The sequence below is a fragment of the Bacillus smithii genome, from assembly GCF_001050115.1.
Lineage (GTDB): Bacteria > Bacillota > Bacilli > Bacillales > DSM-4216 > Bacillus_O > Bacillus_O smithii.
Genome location: NZ_CP012024.1, coordinates 2,495,800 through 2,517,471 on the forward strand (window position 1 = coordinate 2,495,800; position 21,672 = coordinate 2,517,471).

17 protein-coding genes are annotated in these 21,672 nt (G+C 42.2%); 5 read left to right on the plus strand and 12 right to left on the minus strand.

Going from position 1 to position 21,672, the window contains the following annotated elements; genetic code table 11:
* Window positions 1-214: 214 nt before the first annotated feature.
* The 7 genes from pyk to dnaE form a co-directional block, all read right to left on the minus strand.
* Complete coding sequence (pyk, locus tag BSM4216_RS11690; protein ID WP_048623818.1) at window positions 215-1,975, minus strand: pyruvate kinase; 1,761 nt, start codon at window positions 1,973-1,975, stop codon at window positions 215-217.
* Window positions 1,976-1,999: 24 nt separating this feature from the next.
* Complete coding sequence (gene pfkA, locus BSM4216_RS11695; RefSeq protein WP_048623819.1) at window positions 2,000-2,959, minus strand: 6-phosphofructokinase; 960 nt, start codon at window positions 2,957-2,959, stop codon at window positions 2,000-2,002.
* 495 nt (window positions 2,960-3,454) lie between these two features.
* Complete coding sequence (gene accA, locus BSM4216_RS11700; protein ID WP_003355621.1) at window positions 3,455-4,435, minus strand: acetyl-CoA carboxylase carboxyl transferase subunit alpha; 981 nt, start codon at window positions 4,433-4,435, stop codon at window positions 3,455-3,457.
* Window positions 4,429-5,298, minus strand: coding sequence for an acetyl-CoA carboxylase, carboxyltransferase subunit beta (gene accD, locus BSM4216_RS11705; protein ID WP_003355622.1), 870 nt, complete (start codon window positions 5,296-5,298; stop codon window positions 4,429-4,431). Before accD ends, accA begins: the two co-directional genes overlap by 7 nt.
* An 83-nt stretch (window positions 5,299-5,381) precedes the next feature.
* On the minus strand, window positions 5,382-6,026 hold the full coding sequence (locus tag BSM4216_RS11710; RefSeq protein WP_003355623.1) for a FadR/GntR family transcriptional regulator: 645 nt from the start codon (window positions 6,024-6,026) through the stop codon (window positions 5,382-5,384).
* Window positions 6,023-7,261, minus strand: a complete 1,239-nt coding sequence (gene ystJ / locus BSM4216_RS11715) for an NADP-dependent malic enzyme (protein ID WP_048623820.1) — start codon at window positions 7,259-7,261, stop codon at window positions 6,023-6,025. Before ystJ ends, BSM4216_RS11710 begins: the two co-directional genes overlap by 4 nt.
* Before the next feature lie 349 nt (window positions 7,262-7,610).
* Window positions 7,611-11,027, minus strand: a complete 3,417-nt coding sequence (dnaE, locus tag BSM4216_RS11720) for a DNA polymerase III subunit alpha (RefSeq protein ID WP_082142324.1) — start codon at window positions 11,025-11,027, stop codon at window positions 7,611-7,613.
* Window positions 11,028-11,197: 170 nt separating this feature from the next.
* Here dnaE and ytrH point away from each other — a divergent pair, with 170 nt between their 5' ends.
* Complete coding sequence (ytrH, locus tag BSM4216_RS11725) at window positions 11,198-11,527, plus strand: sporulation membrane protein YtrH (protein WP_003355629.1); 330 nt, start codon at window positions 11,198-11,200, stop codon at window positions 11,525-11,527.
* Between the two features lie 3 nt (window positions 11,528-11,530).
* Window positions 11,531-12,037: a sporulation membrane protein YtrI gene (ytrI, locus tag BSM4216_RS11730; protein ID WP_003355630.1), complete on the plus strand. Its 507-nt coding sequence runs from the start codon at window positions 11,531-11,533 to the stop codon at window positions 12,035-12,037.
* 31 nt (window positions 12,038-12,068) lie between these two features.
* Here the strand turns inward: ytrI and BSM4216_RS11735 are convergent, their stop codons facing one another.
* Window positions 12,069-13,004, minus strand: a complete 936-nt coding sequence (locus tag BSM4216_RS11735; RefSeq protein WP_048624511.1) for a DHH family phosphoesterase — start codon at window positions 13,002-13,004, stop codon at window positions 12,069-12,071.
* 92 nt (window positions 13,005-13,096) lie between these two features.
* Between BSM4216_RS11735 and BSM4216_RS11740 the strand changes: the two genes are divergently transcribed.
* A complete protein-coding gene (locus BSM4216_RS11740) occupies window positions 13,097-13,405 on the plus strand; it encodes a YtpI family protein (protein ID WP_003355632.1) in 309 nt (102 codons plus the stop codon).
* A gap of 38 nt (window positions 13,406-13,443) precedes the next feature.
* On the opposite strand, the gene BSM4216_RS11745 is transcribed toward BSM4216_RS11740, so the two are convergent.
* Together BSM4216_RS11745 and BSM4216_RS11750 are read right to left on the minus strand one after the other, a co-directional pair.
* Window positions 13,444-14,760, minus strand: a complete 1,317-nt coding sequence (locus BSM4216_RS11745; protein ID WP_040341853.1) for a DRTGG domain-containing protein — start codon at window positions 14,758-14,760, stop codon at window positions 13,444-13,446.
* Window positions 14,761-14,918: 158 nt separating this feature from the next.
* Complete coding sequence (locus BSM4216_RS11750; protein ID WP_003355634.1) at window positions 14,919-15,599, minus strand: metal-dependent hydrolase; 681 nt, start codon at window positions 15,597-15,599, stop codon at window positions 14,919-14,921.
* Window positions 15,600-15,825: 226 nt separating this feature from the next.
* Here BSM4216_RS11750 and BSM4216_RS11755 point away from each other — a divergent pair, with 226 nt between their 5' ends.
* Together BSM4216_RS11755 and BSM4216_RS11765 are read left to right on the plus strand one after the other, a co-directional pair.
* A complete protein-coding gene (locus tag BSM4216_RS11755; RefSeq protein WP_003355635.1) occupies window positions 15,826-16,923 on the plus strand; it encodes a M24 family metallopeptidase in 1,098 nt (365 codons plus the stop codon).
* Between the two features lie 1,060 nt (window positions 16,924-17,983).
* Window positions 17,984-18,430 carry a universal stress protein gene (locus BSM4216_RS11765; protein ID WP_003355638.1) on the plus strand — a complete coding sequence of 149 codons (447 nt, stop codon included), beginning with the start codon at window positions 17,984-17,986 and terminating at the stop codon, window positions 18,428-18,430.
* A gap of 113 nt (window positions 18,431-18,543) precedes the next feature.
* On the opposite strand, the gene argH is transcribed toward BSM4216_RS11765, so the two are convergent.
* Together argH and BSM4216_RS11775 are read right to left on the minus strand one after the other, a co-directional pair.
* Window positions 18,544-19,959 (minus strand): argininosuccinate lyase, encoded by a 1,416-nt coding sequence (gene argH / locus BSM4216_RS11770; RefSeq protein ID WP_048623821.1) that lies wholly within the window; start codon window positions 19,957-19,959, stop codon window positions 18,544-18,546.
* Window positions 19,956-21,167 carry an argininosuccinate synthase gene (locus tag BSM4216_RS11775; RefSeq protein WP_048623822.1) on the minus strand — a complete coding sequence of 404 codons (1,212 nt, stop codon included), beginning with the start codon at window positions 21,165-21,167 and terminating at the stop codon, window positions 19,956-19,958. Before BSM4216_RS11775 ends, argH begins: the two co-directional genes overlap by 4 nt.
* Window positions 21,168-21,672 lie beyond the last annotated feature (505 nt).

A 21,672-nucleotide genomic window follows, 5' to 3' on the forward strand; every position in this document is an offset into this window, starting at 1 on the left:
ACTCAATCATACCTAGCCTTATATGAGGTTCGTGTTCCTCGGACCGGTGTTTTGCCTCCAGCTTCCTTCAGATTCCGCGTCACCACGGACACCCTTGCTCTTGGCTAACCTCTACTTCTGTCTTCGGGGTTCGGGACTTACACCCTATAGTTCATGTACATGCCGGGCGCACATAAGAAGAGAAGAAGCTGGGAACCCAGCTTCTTCTTATTCGTTAAAGCACGCTGGCACGTCCGTTATAAACCACACCGCAGGCGGCATCGACGGTGACTTCCTGTCCTTCTTTTAAATTTTTCATGGCATCTTCTACTCCCACTATAACAGGAATCCCTAAATTCAATCCTACAACAGCCCCGTGGCTGGTTATTCCGCCTTCTTCCGTTATAAGTGCCGCACATTTTTCAATAGCTGGAACCATGTCTTTATCCGTTCCTATTGTGACTAAAATGGAATTCTCTTGCACTTTTTCTAATGCTTCTTTTGCATTTTTGGCGATGACTACTTTCCCTACAGCTGATTTTCTTCCAATTCCTTGCCCTTTTACAAGGATATCTCCCACAACGTGGATTTTCATTAAATTGGTCGTACCGGATTCACCTACAGGAACCCCAGCCGTAATCACAACCAAGTCTCCTTGTTTGATCATGCCGGAATCTAATCCTGCAAGAACGGCCAACTCCAACATTTCATCAGTGGATTCAGCTGCTTTACTTTTTTGCGGATAAACTCCCCACACAAGGGCAAGACTGCGGCAAACTTGCTCACTAGAAGTAACCGCAATAATCGGCGCTTTCGTTCTGTAGCGTGAAATCATTTTGGCTGTATGGCCGCTTACGGTTGGTGCGATAATCGCATGAACATCTAAATTAAGAGCCGTATAGGCAACGGACTGTCCAATGGCATTGGTCATATTATGTCCTGTGTTCTTGCTTCTTTCGGTCAAGATGGCAGGATAGTTCAGAGCTTTTTCCGCTCGTGAAGCAATCCGGTGCATCGTTTGTACGGCCTCAAGCGGATACGCTCCCGCTGCGGTTTCTCCTGACAACATGATCGCATCGGTACCATCAAAGATGGCATTGGCCACGTCACTAGCTTCCGCACGGGTAGGACGCGGATTTCTTTGCATGGAATCCAGCATCTGTGTCGCAGTAATAACCGGTTTCCCCATCTCGTTGCATTTTTTGATCAGTTCTTTTTGGACAAGCGGAACTTCTTCAGCTGGAATTTCCACTCCCAAATCGCCTCTTGCCACCATTAACCCATCGGATACTTCCAAGATTTCATCGATGTTTTCAACGCCCTCTTGGTTTTCGATTTTAGGAATGATTTGAATATGTGTCGCATTATGTTCCTCAAGAATTTGTCGGATTTCCAAGACATCGGACGCTCTTCTTACAAAGGAAGCAGCAATGAAATCAATCCCTTGCTGGATTCCAAAAATGATATCTTTTGCATCCTTTTCGGTAATACCAGGCAAATTAACCGAAACGCCAGGAACATTTACTCCTTTTTTATTCTTAAGAATACCGCTGTTTAATACTTTCGTATGAATTTCTCCATTTTCTTTGTCGATAGAAACAACTTCCAATCCTATCAAACCGTCATCCAGCAAGATTCTCGATCCTATTTCTACATCATCGATTAAGTTTGGATAATTAACCGAAAATTTTTCTGCCGTTCCAGTTACTTCTTTCATTGAAACAATGACATTTGTGCCTTTTTTCAGTTCGACAGCACCGTTCTCCATATTATGCGTGCGAATTTCCGGTCCTTTTGTATCCAGCAAAATGCCTACCGTTTTGCCGGTTTGTTTAGCAGCCTCACGAATATTTCGAATCCGAACAGCATGTTCTTCATGATCTCCATGAGAGAAATTTAATCGAGCGACGTTCATTCCGGCTTCCATTAATTTTGCCAACATTTCTACGCTTTCGCTTGCTGGCCCAATCGTACATACAATTTTCGTTTTTCTCACGGTTTACCACCCCATATCCACAAATTAAATAGAAAGTTCTTTTGAAAGCTTGTACATGTTTAGATCCAATTGATGCTTTCTGCCAAGTGCTTCTATAATGTCATAATCGACAAGTTGATTTTTTTCAATACCGACTGCTCGTCCGCCTTTTCCTTCGATCAACAATTCCACTGCTCTGGCTCCTAGGCGGCTAGCCAACACACGGTCTGTAGCTGTCGGCGATCCTCCACGCTGAATGTGTCCGAGCACAGAAACCCTAACTTCTATATCACATTCTTTTTGGATCAATTTCGCAAACTCTGTCCCGCTCATAACACCTTCCGCTACTACGATAATACTATGCTTTTTGTCGCGTTTTTGACCATTCTTTAACCGTTCGATGATTTCATCCATATTGAAAGGTTCTTCCGGAATCACAATCGTTTCAGCTCCGCCGGCCAATCCAGCCCACAACGCTAAATCACCGGCATCTCTTCCCATTACTTCAATAATAAAGGTTCTTTCATGGGAACTTGCCGTATCTCTGATTTTGTCAATAGCATCAATCACTGTATTGAGAGCCGTGTCAAAACCGATCGTAAATTCCGTTCCCGGGATATCATTGTCAATCGTTCCCGGAACTCCGATGCATGGAAAACCAAGTTCCGTTAAAGCTTTTGCCCCGCGATAAGAACCGTCTCCGCCAATCACAACCAAACCGTCGATCCCATGTTTTCTTAACTGTTCCACCCCTTTTTTCTGACCTTCCGGGGTTTTAAATTCCGGGCAGCGTGCTGATCGTAAAATCGTTCCTCCGCGATGAACAATATCACCAACAGAACCTAATTCAAGTTTTTCAATATGTCCGTTAATTAAACCAGTATAGCCTTGATAAATCCCAAAAACTTCTAAATTATGAAAAATTCCCTTCCTTACGACCGCCCGAATCGCGGCATTCATTCCCGGAGCATCGCCCCCGCTTGTTAAAACGCCGATTCTTTTCATCATCATCACCTCTACAAAGTAATTTGCACTGCCACTCATTTTATTCTATTTTCTAAAGTCCAAGTGTAGAAATCCTGTTTCCTCATGCGGGCAATCCTCTATTTTTGATCGAGGTCTACAGCATTTCTACAGTTCTGCTAGCAATATCCCTCTTTAAAATACCACGAAGGAAAGGTGTTCACAATATACCTAACAATCCTTTCAAAAAGACAAAATTGTCAGTGAACTGGAAGCGTTTTTTATTCTCTCCGACAAACAAAATCATTTCAATTTATTTCCTAATAAAGGACTTAAGATACATAATGAGAAAAAATTACCATACCATCGAATGTTTATTCTTTCCAATTTCAGAAACAATTCCAAACGCTGATCTGATCATACCTGCAAAAATCGAGCGGCCAATCATAGAAAGGTTCATGCTCAGGAGGATGACGCCAAAAGGAAAATCCGAGGATGGATGTATATGAAAAAACGCGCTCCGTTAAGAGAAGCGCGTTATTTATGAGTTCCTATATATTCGTTTAAAACGGTGTATTCACCAATAGCTCTATATTTTTCGTAGCGCTGATTCACCAATTCTTCCTCGCTCAACGAAATGAGCTGTTTTAAAGAACGTTTCAGCGTTTCGTCAATAAATTCGGCTTGTTTTTTAGGATCGCGATGCGCGCCGCCGCGCACTTCTTTAATCACATCATCAATAACTCCCAATTCTTTCAAATCTGGAGCCGTAATTTTCATCGTTTCGGCTGCCAATTTTGCTTTTGAAGCATCCTTCCATAAAAGAGCTGCTGCTCCTTCAGGCGAGATGACAGAATACGTAGAGTTCTCAAGCATAAATAAATGATTGCCGATCCCTAAAGCTAGAGCACCCCCGCTTCCGCCTTCACCGATCACGATGCAGACAATCGGCACTCTTAATCCGGCCATTTCAAACAAATTTCTGGCTATCGCTTCGCTTTGTCCGCGTTCCTCTGCCGCTTTACCCGGATAAGCTCCTTTTGTATCAATAAAACAAATGATGGGACGGTGAAATTTTTCCGCTTGCTTCATAAGACGAAGAGCCTTTCGGTATCCTTCCGGATGAGGCATGCCAAAATTCCGACGGATGTTTTCTTTCGTATCTTTTCCGCGTTGGTGTCCAATTACCGTAACCGGCAGACCGTAATATTTGGCCACTCCGCCGACAATGGCTTCATCCTCCCCAAAAAGGCGGTCTCCATGAAGCTCGATAAAATCTGTAAATAAATGTTCAATATAATCAAGGGTAGTTGGCCGTTGCGGGTGTCTGGCCATTTGCACACGATCCCAAGGTTTTAAATTGTCATAAATATGCTTTTCCAATTTTTCCAGCCGATTCTCCAACGTTTCAATTTCATCTGATAAATCCACATCCGATTTGGCCGTGAATTCTTTCAATTCCGCGATTTTCTCCCGTAGTTCAATAATCGGCTTTTCAAATTCAAGACTGTTTACCACGCCAGCTCACCCCTTGGCTGATGAATATCTAAAAGGACAGTTAATTTATCCTTCAGTTCATTTCTTGGAATGACGTCATCCAGTTGTCCATGTTTCAACAAAAACTCCGCTGTTTGAAAATCTTCCGGAAGCTCTTCCCGAATGGTTTGCTCGATGATTCGGCGCCCGGCAAATCCAATCAGCGCACCAGGTTCCGCAAAATTGTAATCTCCTAAGGAAGCGAAACTAGCAGAAACCCCTCCGGTCGTTGGGTGGGTCATCACGGAAATGAAAAGCCCACCGTTGTCACTGAATCGCTTCAAGGCAGCACTCGTCTTCGCCATTTGCATAAGAGATACTATACCTTCTTGCATTCGTGCACCGCCAGAAGCAGTGAAGATGATAAACGGAATCCCTAAACGATCGGCTTCTTCTACCGTTCTGACGATTTTTTCCCCGACAACGGATCCCATGCTTCCCATGCGAAATTTAGCATCCATTACCGCAATGGCAGTCTTATATCCGTTTATTTCTCCAATACCCGTCACAACAGCCTCATTTAATTTTGATTTTTGGCGGTCTTTTTCAATTTTTTCCAGGTAATGAGGAAAGTTCAAAGGATTTTCTGTCATAAGTTCGGCATTGATTTCTGTAAAAGTTCCCTCATCTATCAACGACTCAATCCGTTCATAAGCAGACATTTGATGATGATATCCGCAATGAAGGCATATATGGAGATTTTTTTTCAACTCTTTCGTATACATAATTTTCTTGCACTGGGGGCATTTTGTCATAATTCCTTCCGGTACGTCATGCTTCGGTGCATCAGAAGGAACGGTGACATATTTTCGCTTCTTTGGCTTATTAAAGAAATCTTTAATCAAGGTGAATCCTCCCTTGTTAGGCTTCGCTTCTAAAGATTGTCTCCACTTTACACAAATTTTTTTAAAAAATACGCAAAAGTTTGTCACCTTCCATTCGACAACTTTTGAATTTCCTGATAAACACGATAGCAAGCAAAGAAATCTTGTTTTTCCATTGCTTCTAAAAGCTTTAAATAATAGGGTTTGTATTTTTCAATTGTCCAATGTTGATTTTGAATGGAAGTTGCATAGTCTGAGACAATCAGCCAAATCTTTTTTAATAAATGATTTTCTCCTAAATCCAAAATAAAAGAAAAAAAGTCATATTCCGACCATTCTTCCTTTTCAAGACTTTCCCGAGCCTTTTTTATCTTTTCATGGAGAGATCGATGTTGAAGAGCCAATGACAGCCCTCCGACTTCCATGATTTCTTTTGCTTTCACGACATCGTCTTGTATCTTTGGATCTTGCAATATAAACATGCCAAGAAGTTCAACAAGACGATGGTCATGGAAATGACGCAAAAAAGTTCCCTCTCCCCTTCTTGTTTCAATCAATCCCAGAAGTTCGAGGGCTCTCAGCGCTTCCCGGACGGAGGAACGCCCAACGTCCAGGTGTTCCGACAATTCCCGTTCAGATGGAATTTTGTCTCCGGGAAGCAGCCCATCTTTTTCAATCATCTTTCTAATTTCTTGTACGATTTCCACAAACTTGGATTTTGGAAGAGCGTCTTTCACAGCTCGTTTCACTCACCTTTTCCAATAGCCGCCAATCTCATGGTCCGTTCATATACTTCTTCAGGATCTACCTTTCTTCTTGCCACTCCTGTTTCCATCGCCGCTTTGGCGACCGCCGCCGCTACCCGCGGTGCAACTCTCGGATCAAAAGGACCGGGGATACAATAGCTTGTATCAAGTTCTTCATCTGAAATGAGACTCGCAATGGCTTCCACCGCTGCTTGTTTCATCTTTTCATTTATATGAGTAGCTCGCACATCCAACGCTCCCCGAAAAATACCCGGGAAAGCCAACACATTATTCACTTGGTTTGGAAAATCGGATCGGCCTGTCCCGACAACCATCGCTCCGGCCTCTTTCGCTTCATCCGGCATAATTTCCGGAACAGGATTCGCCATCGCAAAAATAATCGGTTGATCGTTCATGGAACGAACCATTTCTTTTGTCAGTGCACCGGCAACGGAAACTCCTATAAATACATCAGCGCCTTTTATCACATCTGCCAAACTTCCCTTTTTGTGCTCGCGGTTGGTGTACTTGGCTACCTCTTCTTTTACCTTATTCATGCCTTCCGGACGGCCTTCATAGATGGCTCCTTTGGAATCGCACATGATAATGTCCCTTACACCATAATGATACAAAAGTTTAATAATAGCAATTCCAGCAGCTCCCGCACCGTTTGCCACTACTTTAATCTCTGTCATTTTTTTATTGACAATTTTAAGGGCATTCAGCAAGCCGGCAACGGTCACGATCGCCGTTCCATGTTGATCATCATGAAATACCGGAATATTGGTCTCTTTTTTCAGTCGTTCTTCAATGATAAAACAATTCGGGGCCGCAATATCTTCTAAATTAACGCCCCCAAATGTTGGCTCCAATAGCTTCACTGTCTCGACAATTTTTTCCACATCATTCGTATTTAAACAAATTGGAAAAGCATCAACGCCGGCAAAACTTTTAAACAGCACTGCTTTTCCTTCCATTACGGGAAGAGCCGCCTCCGGACCAATATTTCCTAATCCAAGAACCGCCGTTCCATCGGAAACGACGGCTACTGTGTTCCCTTTCATTGTGTAATCATAAACCGTTTCCGGCTTTTCGTAGATCTCTTTACACGGCTCAGCCACTCCAGGAGAATAGGCAAGACTTAAGTCTTTTTGATTCATGACTTGAACTTTTGCCACGGTTTCCAATTTTCCTTGATTCAACTTATGCATGTGCAAAGCTTCTTCTCTTAATGACAAAATATTCACTCCTTCATCCGTACTACGCCGGCATTCCATCGATTGGAGAAAAGGGGTTCGTCATTTGGATTCTCTCGGCTGTTGAACCTTCGTTGAACCGTCTCCTACTTTTCCGCCTGGCCGTGACTTCTTTTCTGAAGCGCCATCTCCATTCTGGCAAGGCCAGCTATAAACGATGGCGCTATCGTCTGTATTGTCTAACCTTTTGTTCCATGATCTGTCCTAAACAGCGAACTAGCTCTCTTATTCTTTGAACCAATGTTGTAATTCTCAAATGCATGATTTTTTGTGGTCAGACCAATTTTTAATGTCTATTTACCACTATACCATAAGTCAGTTGGTTGGAAAACTATATTCTTTTTAATACAACGTTTTCGCTTCCCAATACCGTTTTAAGCTCCACTATGCAAGCTTCTGTCGGATTGACCCAGCGATCCTTAAGAAGCTGAATCGTCCGATGCTCATCCTCATAATGAACCCATACCGCCGTTTCCCCTTTGTATTTTTTTAAAATGCGATACACAGCTTGAAGCGTTTCTTTCTCTTTTTTTTCTTTTGTAATTTTTAAGTAAAGGCGCTGATTCATTCTAGCGGCCAGTTCTTCTGCTTCTTCTATTCCGTATGCGTTTGAGACAATAAATTGTTCATTACCGTTTCTTTCTTCATTTGTCCCTTCCATTAAGACAACGGTCCCTTTTTCGCATATTCCGAAAAATTTACGGTAGATTTCAGGAAACAAAACGGCTTCCATTTCTCCGCTTTCATCCGAAATGCTCAAAAAGGCCATTTTTTCTCCTTTTTTCGTTCGAATCACTCGAAATTCATGGATATAGACACCGATGATCATTTTTTTCCTTTGGCTTTTCAAATAAGCGATATCGACGACTCCAAGCTTTTGAAACAATGACTTATGCACAGAGACCGGATGGCTGGATAAATACAGGCCAAGCACTTCTTTTTCATATTTCAGGCGCATATCATCCGGCATTGGTTCCACTTCTGTATATTTAGGTTTTGGAAAAAAACTCTCATCTGCAAACAATTCGAAATGGCCGTTTTCATCTGGATCAGGTCTCATAAATTCCGCATGGTCTATCGCTGCATCCACACTTGCAAGCAATGTCGCGCGGTCTTTTCCAAAATCATCAAATGCCCCTGCTAAAATAAGAGATTCTATCGTCCTGCGATTCACAGCCTGCGGTGAAACACGCAGACAAAAATCAAACAAATCTTCAAACATCTTTTCCTTGCGGGCTCTTAAAATTTCCTTAACGGCGGCCGCCCCCACTCCTTTAATCGCAGCAAGACCGAAGCGAATTCCTTCTTTTTCGGCTTTGAAAAAAAATTGACTGCTCTGAATCGAAGGCCTCAAAATCTGAATTCCCATTTCTTTTGCTTCTCTCACATATTGGGCTATTTTTTTTTCGCTCCCAATCACCGATGTCAAAAGGGCGGCCATAAAGTACAACGGATAATGCGCTTTTAAATAAGCGAGCTGATAAGCGATCTTGCTGTAGGCGACCGCATGGCTGCGATTAAAACCATAATTGGCAAATCGCACAATTAAATCGTAAATTTGATCGGCCGTTTCCTTGCTGTAGCCGTTTCGAACTGCGCCCTCAATAAAATGTTTTCTTTCTTCCGCCAATACTTCTTTTTTCTTTTTCCCGACAGCTCGACGCAGCAAATCGGCTTCTCCTAAAGAAAATCCCGCCATTTTGGAAGCGATTTGCATAATTTGCTCTTGATAAATGAGAACGCCATATGTTTGTTTTAAAATTCCTTCCAAGTCGGGGTGGGGATACGCGATTTTTTTCAACCCGTGCTTCCGTTCAATATAAAGAGGGATATTTTTCATTGGTCCCGGACGATACAAAGCATTAACGGCCACAATATCTTCAAAATCGCTCGGCTTCAGCCGCATGAGCACTTTGCGCATCCCCTCCGATTCCAATTGAAAAACACCCGTTGTTTGTCCTTTGCCAAGCAGTTCAAACGTTTTGCGATCATTGAGCGGAATCTCGCTGAGCTCCATTTTCTCACCTGACGAGTATTGAATCGACTCTAAAATTCTTTCTAAAATCGTTAAATTACGGAGCCCGAGAAAATCAATTTTCAAAAGGCCTAATTCTTCTAAAATATCCATTGTAAATTGTGTCATATACATTTCATCATGACCTTGTTGAATGGGGATCAATTCCACAAGCGGCTGTTCCGTGATCACCACGCCGGCTGCATGGGTGGACGCATGCCGCGGCAGCCCTTCAAGTTTTAATGCCGTTTCAAATATTTGTTTATGCACCGGATCACTTTCTACCCATGTTCTTAACATCGAAGAATCCTTGTAAGCATCCGATAAAGTCAGGCCGAGGCGAGACGGTAGCATTTTGGAAATTCGATCCAATTCTTTCGTTTGAAATCCGAACACTCTTGCAATATCCCTTATAACCGCTTTCGCCGACAATGTTCCGAATGTGATGATTTGAGCGACATGAATGTTTCCATATTTCTTGGCGACATACCGTATGACCTCATCCCTTCGATGATCCGGAAAATCAAGATCAATATCCGGCATTGTCACCCTTTCCGGATTTAAAAACCTTTCAAATAATAACCCGTATTTTAATGGATCAATATCCGTTATTTCCAACAAATAAGCCACCAGCGAGCCAGCTGCAGACCCCCGTCCAGGCCCCGTCAAAATAGCTTGTGATCTTGCAAACTTCATAAAATCCCAGACAATCAAAAAATAATCGTTAAATCCCATTTTATCGATCACCGCTAATTCATAGGAGAGCCGTTCCAAATAATGAGGATCTTCTTTCTTGCCTATTTTTTCAAGACCTTGCATACACAGCCGGTAAAGAACCTCTTTGGCATTTTCATTGTCCGGAAGCGGATATTTAGGAAGCAGCTGCTGGTGAAAATGAATTTCAACCGTACATTGCTCCACAATCTTCAGCGTATTTTCCAGTGCATCAGGATATCCGGAAAAGCGCTTATACATTTCGGCAGGCGGCTTTAAATCATATTCATCAGTGGCAAGCGTCTTCCGATTTTCATCTGCCAGTTTGGCCCCGTCTCGTATCGCCAACAAACATTCATGAGAAAAAGAATCGCCTTTATCCAAATATTGGACATCGTGAGTGACGATACAGGGGATCCCCATTTCTTTGCTTAAAGCCGTCAAACCGGCGCGAATTTCTTCTTCCTGGGAGAGCAAATGATCTTGAAGCGAAAAATAAAAGCTTTCCTGTTCAAAAATGTTCTTGAAAACGTGGGCGACTTGGCCCGCTTTTTCAAGTTCTCCGTTCAGAATGAGCTGTTCAATTTCCCCTTCCATCCCCGGAGTAAAAGCGAAAAGCCCTTTTGAATAAGCTTTTAGCCACTTGATAGGAAGTCCTTGAGGCGACTTTGTTTGGATCAAGCTGGAAATCTTCAGCAAATTTTGATAGCCGGTATTATGTTTTGCGAGAAGGACAAGCGGAAACGATCGTCCTTGTCCAATAGGAGATTGGATGTCAGCCGTCAAACCGATAATCGGTTTAATTCCGTTTGCTTTGCATGCTTTATAAAATGGAACGGCTGCGTACATGACGTTATGGTCCGTCAATGCCAGCGCTTTTAGTCCTAGTTTTTTACCGTACTCCGCTAATTTGTCAGGCATAATGGTGCTTGATAACAAACTGTAACCCGTTTTAATTTGCAAATGGGCAAACAACAGCTTGTCCCTCCTTTCTGACCTGTTTCCCGCTTCTTTTTCCATCCTCAATGCGTACCTCTAAGAATGGATATTGCCTTACAGCTTATTATATAGGGAAAATTCCATACGAACAATTGTACGGATGAAAAGGAAACCATCGATGTTTTACATACATGAATCGGTATGTCCATATACATAATGTAGCAAACTTTTAATAGCGGGAGAGGATAAACGTGAATGAAGCATTTTTCCCGGAATTTTTCAAATGTTTTTTTATTGCTCTTGGTGTTCTATTAGGGGGATCCTTGATTGGCGGTTTTGCGTCCTTTATAACTGGTAAACCACCCATGACGGAAATCTATAATATTTCCAACAATGTCCGTATATGGGCGATCATCGCTGCGATCGGCGGAACATTTGACACTTTGTACAGCTTTGAAAAAGGCTTTTTGCAAGGTGAAACAAAAGAACTCATCCGTCAATTTCTTTTGATTTTGTCCGCAATGGGCGGGGCTCAGACCGGCGCTGCCATTATCCAATGGTTGACCCAGGAGCATATTTAAACGATGAGAATTCCGCCTCTTTATCACAAAAAGAATTGGCAAATATTTATTGCAGGAACCGCCATTGGAGCATGCGTCGGCTGGCTTGTTTTTTTGTACATGTTCGGCTCTCTTCAAGAAAAACAAACGAATACGATTGAAAGGCAAAAAGAAGAGATCAGCGATTTGAACGATCACCTTTCCATTTGGCAGGAAGAGTTTAAGAAGCTGAACAAGAAAAATCAAGAAATGCTAACCGTACAAAACATTGATGTAGAAATCATAAATTTCGAAAAATATGGAATCAAAGATTCACATAGTCAATTTGAAGCGGAAGAGCTAATCAAAAAAGATTTGGACGCCTTATTAGCCAAAAACTTAGAAACCGTTTTCGCCAATAAGCAAATCATTAAGGAGCTTATCGAAAACAAGATGTTAAAAATTCAAAATAAAAGATTTCATCTAAAAGTAAAAGAAGTGTATTTTTACACGACCGTTGAAATCTACTTGGAATTGGAACTGGCCAAATAAGAATCGGCGCCTTTTAAGCGCCGATTTATGCTTATTTTCTGCACAGTTCATCCAAATCTTCAATCACTTGTTCCACATCGTCCCATGAATAAACGGAAGCTCCCGCAGCCAGCGGATGGCCGCCACCTTTGTACTTTTTCGCCAATCCATTGATAACGGGGCCCTTCGAACGCAATCGCACTCTGATTTGATCTCCCTCTTCAATAAAGAAAGCCCACGCTTTGATTCCCTTTACGTCTCCCAAAACACTCACCAGTTGTGAAGCTTCGGAAACGCTGACTTGGAATTGCTCCAAGAGATCTTTTTTAATGATGACACTGCCGGCGCCGCTCGGACGGAGTTCAAAGTTTTGCAAGATAAATCCTTTTAATTTTAATAAGTTGAAATCCATTTCATACAACTGTGTATAAAGCAAGCTGCGGTTAAATCCATATTGAATCAACTCGGCAGCGTATCGAAACGTTTTTTCCGTCGTGCTTGGATAAAGGAATCTACCCGTATCTCCGACAATGCCGGCATAAATAAGTCGAGCGGCATCGTTGGTCATCTTTAATCCTTCGTCTTTGCATTCCAAGTAAAATTCGTAGATCATTTCACTGACCGAACTGGCCGACGTGTCCACCCAAAGCAAATCGCCATAAGGATCTTCATTAGGATGATGGTCGATTTTAATGATAAAATCTCCGAGTTGATAACGTTCATCACTGATTCTTTCACGATTGGCCGTGTCGCAAACGATGACAAGCGCTCCGTTATAAACTTGATCTTCAATTTGATCCATGCGGTTTAAAAAGTGCAAAGAAGGATCTTCTTGTCCGACCGTATAGATATGTTTATCCGTAAAGGAAGCGCGCAAAATTTCCGCTAATCCTCCTTGAGATCCGTATGCATCGGGATCGGGGCGAATATGCCGGTGGATAATAATGGTTTCGTACTGTTTGATTTTTTCTAGTATCTCTTTTTTCATCATAAATTCCCTTCTTTATTCACGATATTTCCTTTTTTTTCCGTTCGTAATTCGATACAATGGAATGAGAATGTACTAGTGGAGGAATGCAAATGCCCGTTTTTGTTTTTTTCATTGTTTTATCGCTGGCTTTTTATCTTTTCTATAAAATTCAGTACGTAAGAAGCAACCGTCCAATGGAAAGAAAATGGCTCTCCGCAAAATCAAGCATGATGCTGGGTCTTTTTGTAGGTTTGTTCGGCATCAACACGTTTTTCGTTCAGCAATCGACAGTGGCCTACGCGATAGCGACGATCTTTATAGTTCTTGGATTTTCCAGCGTATGGGCCGGCTTCAAAGCTTACCGTCATTTTACCCCGTATGTCAAACAAGAAGCAGCAGAATGGGACAAATCCTCTTGAAATTTCTTTCGACAGCTGCTCGTTTTGGCGGACAGCTGTCATCTATCGATCATTTGAACCATCAACAGAGCTTTTCCGACCAGTTTGTTCTCATTGAATACTTCAATATCAATTTTCCCAAATTTTCTTCCAGCCTCTAATACTTTCGGATGGATTTCGATCATGCTTTCTAATTGGACAGGCTTAAAGTAATAAATCGTCATATTTTCCACAACGTGATCGCCTTTTTTTTGCGCTTTTAATGCCCGATTGGCTGCTTCCGTCACTAATGTTGTAAAAACTCCATAGGAGATAGTACCCAGCTGGTTTGTCATTTGGGGGGTGACCTCAAATTTATACACGTTCGACTGTTCTTGATTGGAAGTGGAAATATCGAATTGCTTCGTAATCAGATCATCAATCGTTTCCCCTACTTGAGGTTGGCGCGAATTCATCTGCAGGGCCTTCAATACATCTTGTCTGCTGATAATCCCTTGCAGCTTATTCTGATCATCGACGACCGGCAATACTTCGATTCCCTCCCAAATCATCATATGGGCAGCCGAAGCGACACTCGTCCGTTGGCTTACGGTCAAAGGCTTTTTCGTCATGACTTTTTCAATCGATACATCCGATTCATATCCCATAATATCTTTCGTTGTGACAATGCCTACCACTTTCAATTGTTGATCCACAACAGGAAACCGTCCGTGGCCTGTTTTCTTATTCTTTTCATGATAGTCGCCAACGGTGTCGGATAACGTTAAGTACGCTGTTTTTTCAACGGGAGTCAAAGTATCTCCAACTAAAATAATTTCCTTTTTGATCAGCTGGTCGTAAATAGCACGGTTGATCATGGTAGCCACCGTAAATGTATCGTAACTGGTCGATATAATCGGCAGTTCTAATTCATCAGCTAATTTTTTCACATGGTCTTCTGTGTCAAATCCTCCGGTAATCAGTACGCCTGCCCCCGCCCGCAGCGCCAATTCATGAGCTTGGGTGCGATTGCCGACAATCAACAGATTGCCCGCTCCCGTATACCGCATCATGGCATCCAGCTTCATCGCTCCGATTACAAATTTGTTCAACGTTTTATACAACCCGGCACGACCGCCCAGCACTTGACCGTCAATAATATTGACTACTTCCGCATAGGTAAGTTTCTCGATATTTTCTTTCTTCTTTTTCTCGATGCGAATGGTTCCTACCCTTTCAATGGCGCTGACGAATCCTTTCGTTTCCGCATCTTTAATAGCCCGATAAGCCGTTCCTTCGCTTACATTTAACGCTTTGGCAATTTGTCTTACAGAAATCTTTTCACCTATAGGAAGTCCTTCTATATACTCTAAAATCTGCTCATGTTTGGTCGCCAAGTTTTTCACCTTTCCCTTTCATCATCTATTCCCATTATAAAGTGAAAAACAGAGCGATTCAATTAGCATGGAGACCGTTAAGAAAACCATCCAAAAAGAGCTGAACCGAAACAAGGTAGGCATTTCCCTTGATCAGCCAGCTCCTTACTGTCATTTGATTACAGCTCGATGCTGTCACCCGGCTCCAGAATTTTGCCGTTTTGATCTTCCAGCAATTCAATAAAGCGAGCGGGATCTTGTTTAATAACCGGGAACGTGTTGTAATGAATCGGTACGACTGTCTTAGCTCCCAAAAATTTAGCTGCAATCGCCGCATCTTCCGGTCCCATCGTAAAGTTATCTCCAATGGGCAAAAACGCAATATCGATCGGATGTCTTTCGCCGATCAGTTTCAAATCAGAAAATAACCCGGTGTCTCCCGCATGGAAAATCGTTTTTCCTTCAGCCATGACCAGTACGCCTGCCGGCATCCCCATATAAAGGATCTGTCCATCTTTTGTTTCAAACCCGGTTCCGTGAAACGCTTGTGTGAATTTGACTTTTCCAAAATCAAATTCATAAGCTCCCCCAATGCTCATGCCATGAGTGTTCAGTCCTTGCTTTCCTAAATAAACAGCCAGTTCATTAATGGCGATCACTTGGGAATGATTTCTTTTGGCAATCTCAACCGTATCTCCTACATGATCCGAATGACCATGCGTTAAAATAATCGCATCCGCTTTTACCTCGTCAGCCTTCAAGTCCGTTAATTCGTTTCCGGTGATAAATGGATCAATCAGAATCGTCTTTCCATTTGTTTCAATTTTAACGATAGAGTGGCCGTGGTAAGAAATTTTCATATTTCAATCTCCTTTCTTACACTATTTATATTTCTCATTTTTGCATATTTCGTTGGCAACGTCCAAAAATCCTGCCTTATAAGATTTCTTTTTGAGATTCCATCATTTACTGTATTGTCAAAATTGCCCAAATTTTATCAAAAAACACTCTGCCTACATCTTTGTTTACTTTCCTATATTTTGCTGTTACGCTTATATTTAAGGAATCAATGAGGGGGATATAACCATGAACAGCCGATTGAGAAATTTGATAGATTGGATGAAAGAAACAGAGATTGACTTTTCTTTCATTACATTGCCTGATAATGTTTTTTATTTTACGAATTATAGAAGCGATCCTCACGAACGTGTTTTAGCCGTTGGCGTTTTTCAACGGGAGGAACCTTTTTTGATTTGTCCGCAGATGGAAGCGAAAGAAGCGAAAAAGGCCGGCTGGGAGCATGAAATCATCGGCTACAGCGACATTGTGAATCCGTGGGAAGAAATCGAAAAAGCCGTCAAGTCACGGCTCAATTCCGTACGAAAAATCGCGCTGGAAAAGGAACATTTAAATATTAGCCGATATGAACAACTGGCTTCCCGATTCTCTGATGCGTCCTTTACTGGATTGGATGATACATTAAACCAACTGCGAATGATCAAAGATGTGGAAGAAATACAGCTGATGAGAAAAGCGGCAGAATATGCTGATTACGCTGTTCAAGTGGGAGTTTCAGAATTAAAAGAGGGAAAAACCGAGCTTGAGATCATCGCCGCGATTGAATATGAACTCAAGAAAAAAGGAATTTCGGAAATGTCATTCGCTACGATGGTCTTAACAGGAAAAAATGCTTCATCCCCGCATGGAACTCCTGGAGCGTCTAAAGTGAAAAAAGGCGATTTAGTATTGTTTGACTTAGGTGTTGTTTATAAAGGATATTGCTCAGACATTACACGAACCGTCGCCTACGGGGACATAACAGATGAACAAGAAACCATTTACCAAACGGTTTTAACAGCCCAGCAAACGGCAGTCCGCGCGGTCAAACCGGGCGTTCCATTGAAAGAACTGGATTTGACAGCGAGAAATATCATTTCACAAGCTGGATACGGAGAATATTTTTCCCATCGCCTCGGTCACGGATTAGGAATCAGCGTCCACGAATATCCGTATGTGACGGAGACAAACGATTTAGCCTTAAAAAAAGGCATGGTCTTCACGATTGAACCTGGCATTTATGTCCAAGAAAAAGCCGGTGTCCGAATCGAAGATGATGTTGTCGTGACTGACAAAGGTGTGGAAGTGCTGACGAAATATCCGAAAGAATTGCAAATTATTAAGTAAATAGGGAAAGCGGAATAAAAGCAATACATTCGGGGATTAGAGTGACAAAGTCTTTCTCTTAACAGACTGGCTGCAGTCGCACGAGAGCCGGCTTTGCGCTTCCCCTGAGATTCCGCGATGTCGCCTCCATCCTGTAAATCGAGTAGGAGGGAGCGATTAACTCCCGTCCTCTCACACCACCGTACGTACGGTTCCGTATACGGCGGTTCAATTAAGATAATTGACGCAAGTCTTTATAACTTCCGTGAATAGCTGTTCTCTTTATGCCAGTGGTCACTCCACCCTCCAAGAGGTCTCCCACGGGATTCACCGCTTCCTCCCTCAAGTGAGGTACTACGTTTTCTGTGTTCATCATGACTCACTGAATACCAAGGGCTATTCTCTCTTAATTGTTCGGTCCTTCTTAGTTGTTCTAGACCAACTAATACTATGACCTCTGCTGACTTCTGACGGTTCAGCTACTTATCACTAAGTAGGTTATGAAGAGTACTTCACATATCCGCCAGACCTCCCCGGGTAAGTACATGCACTTTCACACCATCTATCCGCCTCATTTACTCGATATGACCTTCGACAGAAAGAGCTTTGTTTTGTTATGCAAACTCACTCAATCATACCTAGCCTTATATGAGGTTCGTGTTCCTCGGACCGGTGTTTTGCCTCCAGCTTCCTTCAGATTCCGCGTCACCACGGACACCCTTGCTCTTGGCTAACCTCTACTTCTGTCTTCGGGGTTCGGGACTTACACCCTATAGTTCATGTACATGCCGGGCGCACATAAAAGAACTTGTCCGTTTTATAGACAAGTTCTTTTTCACTAAGAAAAAAGACTGATAAAAAGGATTTTTCAATGATAACTCTTCTGTAGCGGCCTGCTCTTCCACTTTATGAGAAATTCGTTTTAGGCTCCCCTGACTTTCGACCTTGCCAAAAAAGATTTTCAAATGTACATTTTCTCCTTTTTCACACATATGATAATGATATTGCTACATTTTTCGAAAAATTTCCACACATATATACTCCTATTTGTTTTACAATGAAGAAAAAGGAGGTATAAGAAATGGATACCCAATATAAACATATTCTGGTAGCAGTCGACGGTTCTCAAGAGGCGGAATGGGCCTTTAAAAAATCCATCGAAATCGCCAAGCGCAATGAAGCCACCATCTACTTGGTTCATGTCATCGACACCCGAGTATTTGCAGGCGTTGAAGCCTATGACTACACTATCACCGCACAAGCTGAAAAATACGGACAGGAGCTTCTGGAAGACTACAAAAAGAAAGCCGAAAAAGCGGGTGTAAAAAATATCGTTACGTTTTTAGAACACGGTTCTCCTAAAGCGGTCATTCCCAGAGATGTCGCTAAAAAAGTCGAAGCGGACTTGATTATTTGTGGAGCCACAGGTATGAATGCTGTTGAACGATTCTTGATTGGAAGCGTTTCCGAACATATCGCACGATCAGCCCGATGCGACGTTTTAATTGTCCGCACAAACAAATCATAATCGGCAAAACTTTTCAAAGATTTGCTTGACCGATATCTGCGCTAAAAAAGCATGCTTAAAGCATGCTTTTTTAGCGCAGTCACCGTATTCAGCCTTTAGTAGAAATGAAGCCTTTACACCGGGAGATCCATTTGTCTTTTATCATTAGATAACGGTTGTGAAAGAAGCTCTTTCGCATATTGTATTTGCTGCTTCACTTGTTCAAACCCGGTCCCGCCTAAAGAATTTCTTCTTTTGACTGCTTGGTAGGGTGAGAGAATTTGATAAATATCCTCCTCAATGACCGGAGAGGCTTCCTTCAAATCTTCCAATGACAAATCGGCCAAATAACATTTCTTTTGGATGCAATGGAGAACTAGTTTTCCGACAATTTCATGCGCCTCTCGAAAAGGGATTCCTTTTGCCGCCAAATAATCGGCGAGTTCCGTCGCATTCGAAAAATCATGATGGACAGATTCCGTCAGCTTCGATTCATTCACCTTCATCGTCCGTACCATTCCGTTAAAGATTTTCAATGAACCCATAACCGTATGGACAACGTCAAACATTCCTTCCTTATCTTCCTGCATATCTTTGTTATAAGCTAACGGCAATCCTTTTAATACCGTCAACAAAGAAATTAAATGCCCGTAGACTCTGCCCGTTTTACCACGAATCAATTCAGCCATATCCGGATTTTTCTTTTGAGGCATGATGCTGCTGCCGGTTGAAAACGCATCATCCAATTCAATGAATTGAAACTCTTGGCTTGACCATAAAATAAGCTCTTCTGCAAATCGCGAAAGATGCATCATTAAAATAGAGGAATCATTTAAAAATTCGATGATAAAATCGCGATCGCTTACTGCATCCAAGCTATTTTGATAAATGCTTGAAAATCCCAATAAGGCGGCCGAATATTCCCGATCAATAGGAAAGGTGGTCCCGGCAAGCGCCCCGGCCCCCAACGGAGAAACGTCAATACGTTTTAACGATTCTTGATATCGTTTTTTGTCCCGCTCAAGCATCCAAAAATAAGCCATCAAATGGTGAGCAAAAGAAATCGGCTGCGCCCTCTGTAAATGTGTGTATCCGGGCGCCACTGTTTCCACATGCCTCTCCGCTTTTTCAATAATCGTTTCTTGGAAAGAAGTAATCAATTGGATAATCGACTGAACTTGTTTTTTTAAATAAAGATGCATATCGGTGGCCACTTGGTCATTTCGGCTCCGCCCGGTATGAAGTTTTCCACCAACAGGTCCGATTTCTTCGATCAGCATTTTTTCTAAATTTAAATGGATATCTTCTTCGGAAATCGAAAAGGTGAGTTCGTCTCTTTCCGCTTTTTCTTTTAAGCGGAGCAACCCTTCTTTGATTTTATCCGTCTCTTCTTGGGAAAGGATGCCGCACTTTCCGAGCATGGTGACATGTGCAAGGCTTCCTTCTATGTCTTCAAGAACGAGCTCTTGGTCGAACGAAATGGATGCGCCAAATTCGTCTACCCATTCTTCTGCTGATTTTTGGAAGCGCCCGCCCCATAATTTTTTCATGCTTGAACCTTCTCCTTTTCTTGATGAACCATCGCATTCACTTTCGTCGGCAAGCCGAACAATTTAATGAAGCCGACTGCTGCTTGATGATCAAATTCGTCTTCAACCGTATACGTTGCCAGTTTTTCGTTGTAAAGAGAATAATTTGATTTTCTTCCTTCTACAATGGCATGGCCTTTAAACAGTTTGACACGGACAGTGCCGGTGACAAATTTTTGCGTTTCTTGCAAAAAGGCCTTTAATGCGTCTTTAATGGGGGAAAACCATAAGCCTTCATAAATGACTTCCGTTAGTTTCTTTTCAATGACAGGTTTAAAATGAGCCAATTCTTTTACAAGCGTTAAATCTTCCAATTCTTTATGGGCTAAAATTAATGTCATCGCGCCTGGGCATTCATACACTTCTCTTGATTTGATTCCGACAAGTCGGTTTTCAACGTGATCAATACGTCCCACTCCATGCTTTCCTGCGATTTTGTTTAATTCCAAAATCAGTTCCGAAAGCGCGTAACGCTTGCCGTTTAAAGCTACAGGCACTCCCTTTTCAAAATCGATTTCTATGATTTCCGGAGTATCCGGCGTAAACTCAATACTTGTGGTCAATTCATATGCTTCTTCCGGCGGAGCAGCCCAAGGATCTTCCAATATCCCGCATTCATTGCTTCTTCCCCATAAGTTCTTGTCAATGGAAAAAGGACTGTCTAAATCAACCGGAATAGGAATTCCTTTTTGTTTGGCATATTCAATTTCTTCTTCACGCGACCAGCTCCATTCACGGACAGGAGCCAACACTTCAAGATCCGGATTTAAAGCGTTGATCGAAAGTTCAAAGCGAACTTGGTCATTCCCTTTGCCCGTGCAGCCATGCGCCACCGCCACGGCACCTTCTTTTTCAGCTATTTCCACCAATTTTTTCGAAATGAGCGGTCTTGACAGAGCTGAAACCAGCGGATATTTTCCTTCATAAAGAGCATGAGCTTGTAAAGCCAACAGAGCGTATTCATTAGCAAACTCTTCTTTTACATCGAGGACATAGCTTTCCACAGCTCCGACTTTCAACGCTTTTTCTTGAATAAATTTCAAATCTTTTCCTTCCCCTACATCAAGGCAGCAGGCAACAACATCATACCCTTGATCTTTCAGCCATTGGATGGCCACCGATGTATCTAAACCGCCCGAATAAGCGAGCACAACTTTTTTACCCATCATGGATCCCCCTTTTGGTCGTATAAATATTCATCAATAGTTATTTTTATTCCTTTTTTATATGTCTATAAGAATATCATTTTCCGTTTCTTCTTTCAAGGGCCATTGAATAAAAATTTTCTAATTTTATTTTTTATTCAATACTTTTTCAAACAATGCTTTGTTTTAGCGAACACTGGCTGTATACAATAAATATCTTATTGAAAAGAAGGAAGAACGTTCGGGATTGAAAAAATATTTTCGCGACCAAATGGAGGTGTATAAGAATACGAGCATATTGAAAACAAAAAAGGGATTGTTTCAAAATGACATAGGTGCTTTCCGCGGGCGATCCGCAAACCTCCTCGCTCGTCTCTCGCTGCGGGGTCCGCCTGGCTCCCTTTTCCCGCAGGAGTCTCGCCGGTTTCAAGATCATCACCTAAAATTTCACGTAGTCCGGTGCAAAAAATCGTCCTTTCATTATCATGTAATCGCCAAGCTGACATTGAATGAAGTGATTCTTTCAAGT

What these genes read in the sequence shown, in the direction of transcription:
- dnaE (WP_082142324.1), bottom strand. Translation starts at nt 11,027, where the DNA reads ATGGAAAAAGAAGCGGGAAACAGGTCAGAAAGGAGGGACAAGCTGTTG.
- BSM4216_RS11740 (WP_003355632.1), top strand. Translation starts at nt 13,097, where the DNA reads ATGCCCGTTTTTGTTTTTTTCATTGTTTTATCGCTGGCTTTTTATCTT.
- ytrI (WP_003355630.1), top strand. Translation starts at nt 11,531, where the DNA reads ATGAGAATTCCGCCTCTTTATCACAAAAAGAATTGGCAAATATTTATT.
- argH (WP_048623821.1), bottom strand. Translation starts at nt 19,959, where the DNA reads ATGAAAAAATTATGGGGCGGGCGCTTCCAAAAATCAGCAGAAGAATGG.
- pfkA (WP_048623819.1), bottom strand. Translation starts at nt 2,959, where the DNA reads ATGAAAAGAATCGGCGTTTTAACAAGCGGGGGCGATGCTCCGGGAATG.
- BSM4216_RS11775 (WP_048623822.1), bottom strand. Translation starts at nt 21,167, where the DNA reads ATGATGGGTAAAAAAGTTGTGCTCGCTTATTCGGGCGGTTTAGATACA.
- BSM4216_RS11750 (WP_003355634.1), bottom strand. Translation starts at nt 15,599, where the DNA reads ATGAAAATTTCTTACCACGGCCACTCTATCGTTAAAATTGAAACAAAT.
- BSM4216_RS11755 (WP_003355635.1), top strand. Translation starts at nt 15,826, where the DNA reads ATGAACAGCCGATTGAGAAATTTGATAGATTGGATGAAAGAAACAGAG.
- BSM4216_RS11735 (WP_048624511.1), bottom strand. Translation starts at nt 13,004, where the DNA reads ATGAAAAAAGAGATACTAGAAAAAATCAAACAGTACGAAACCATTATT.
- BSM4216_RS11765 (WP_003355638.1), top strand. Translation starts at nt 17,984, where the DNA reads ATGGATACCCAATATAAACATATTCTGGTAGCAGTCGACGGTTCTCAA.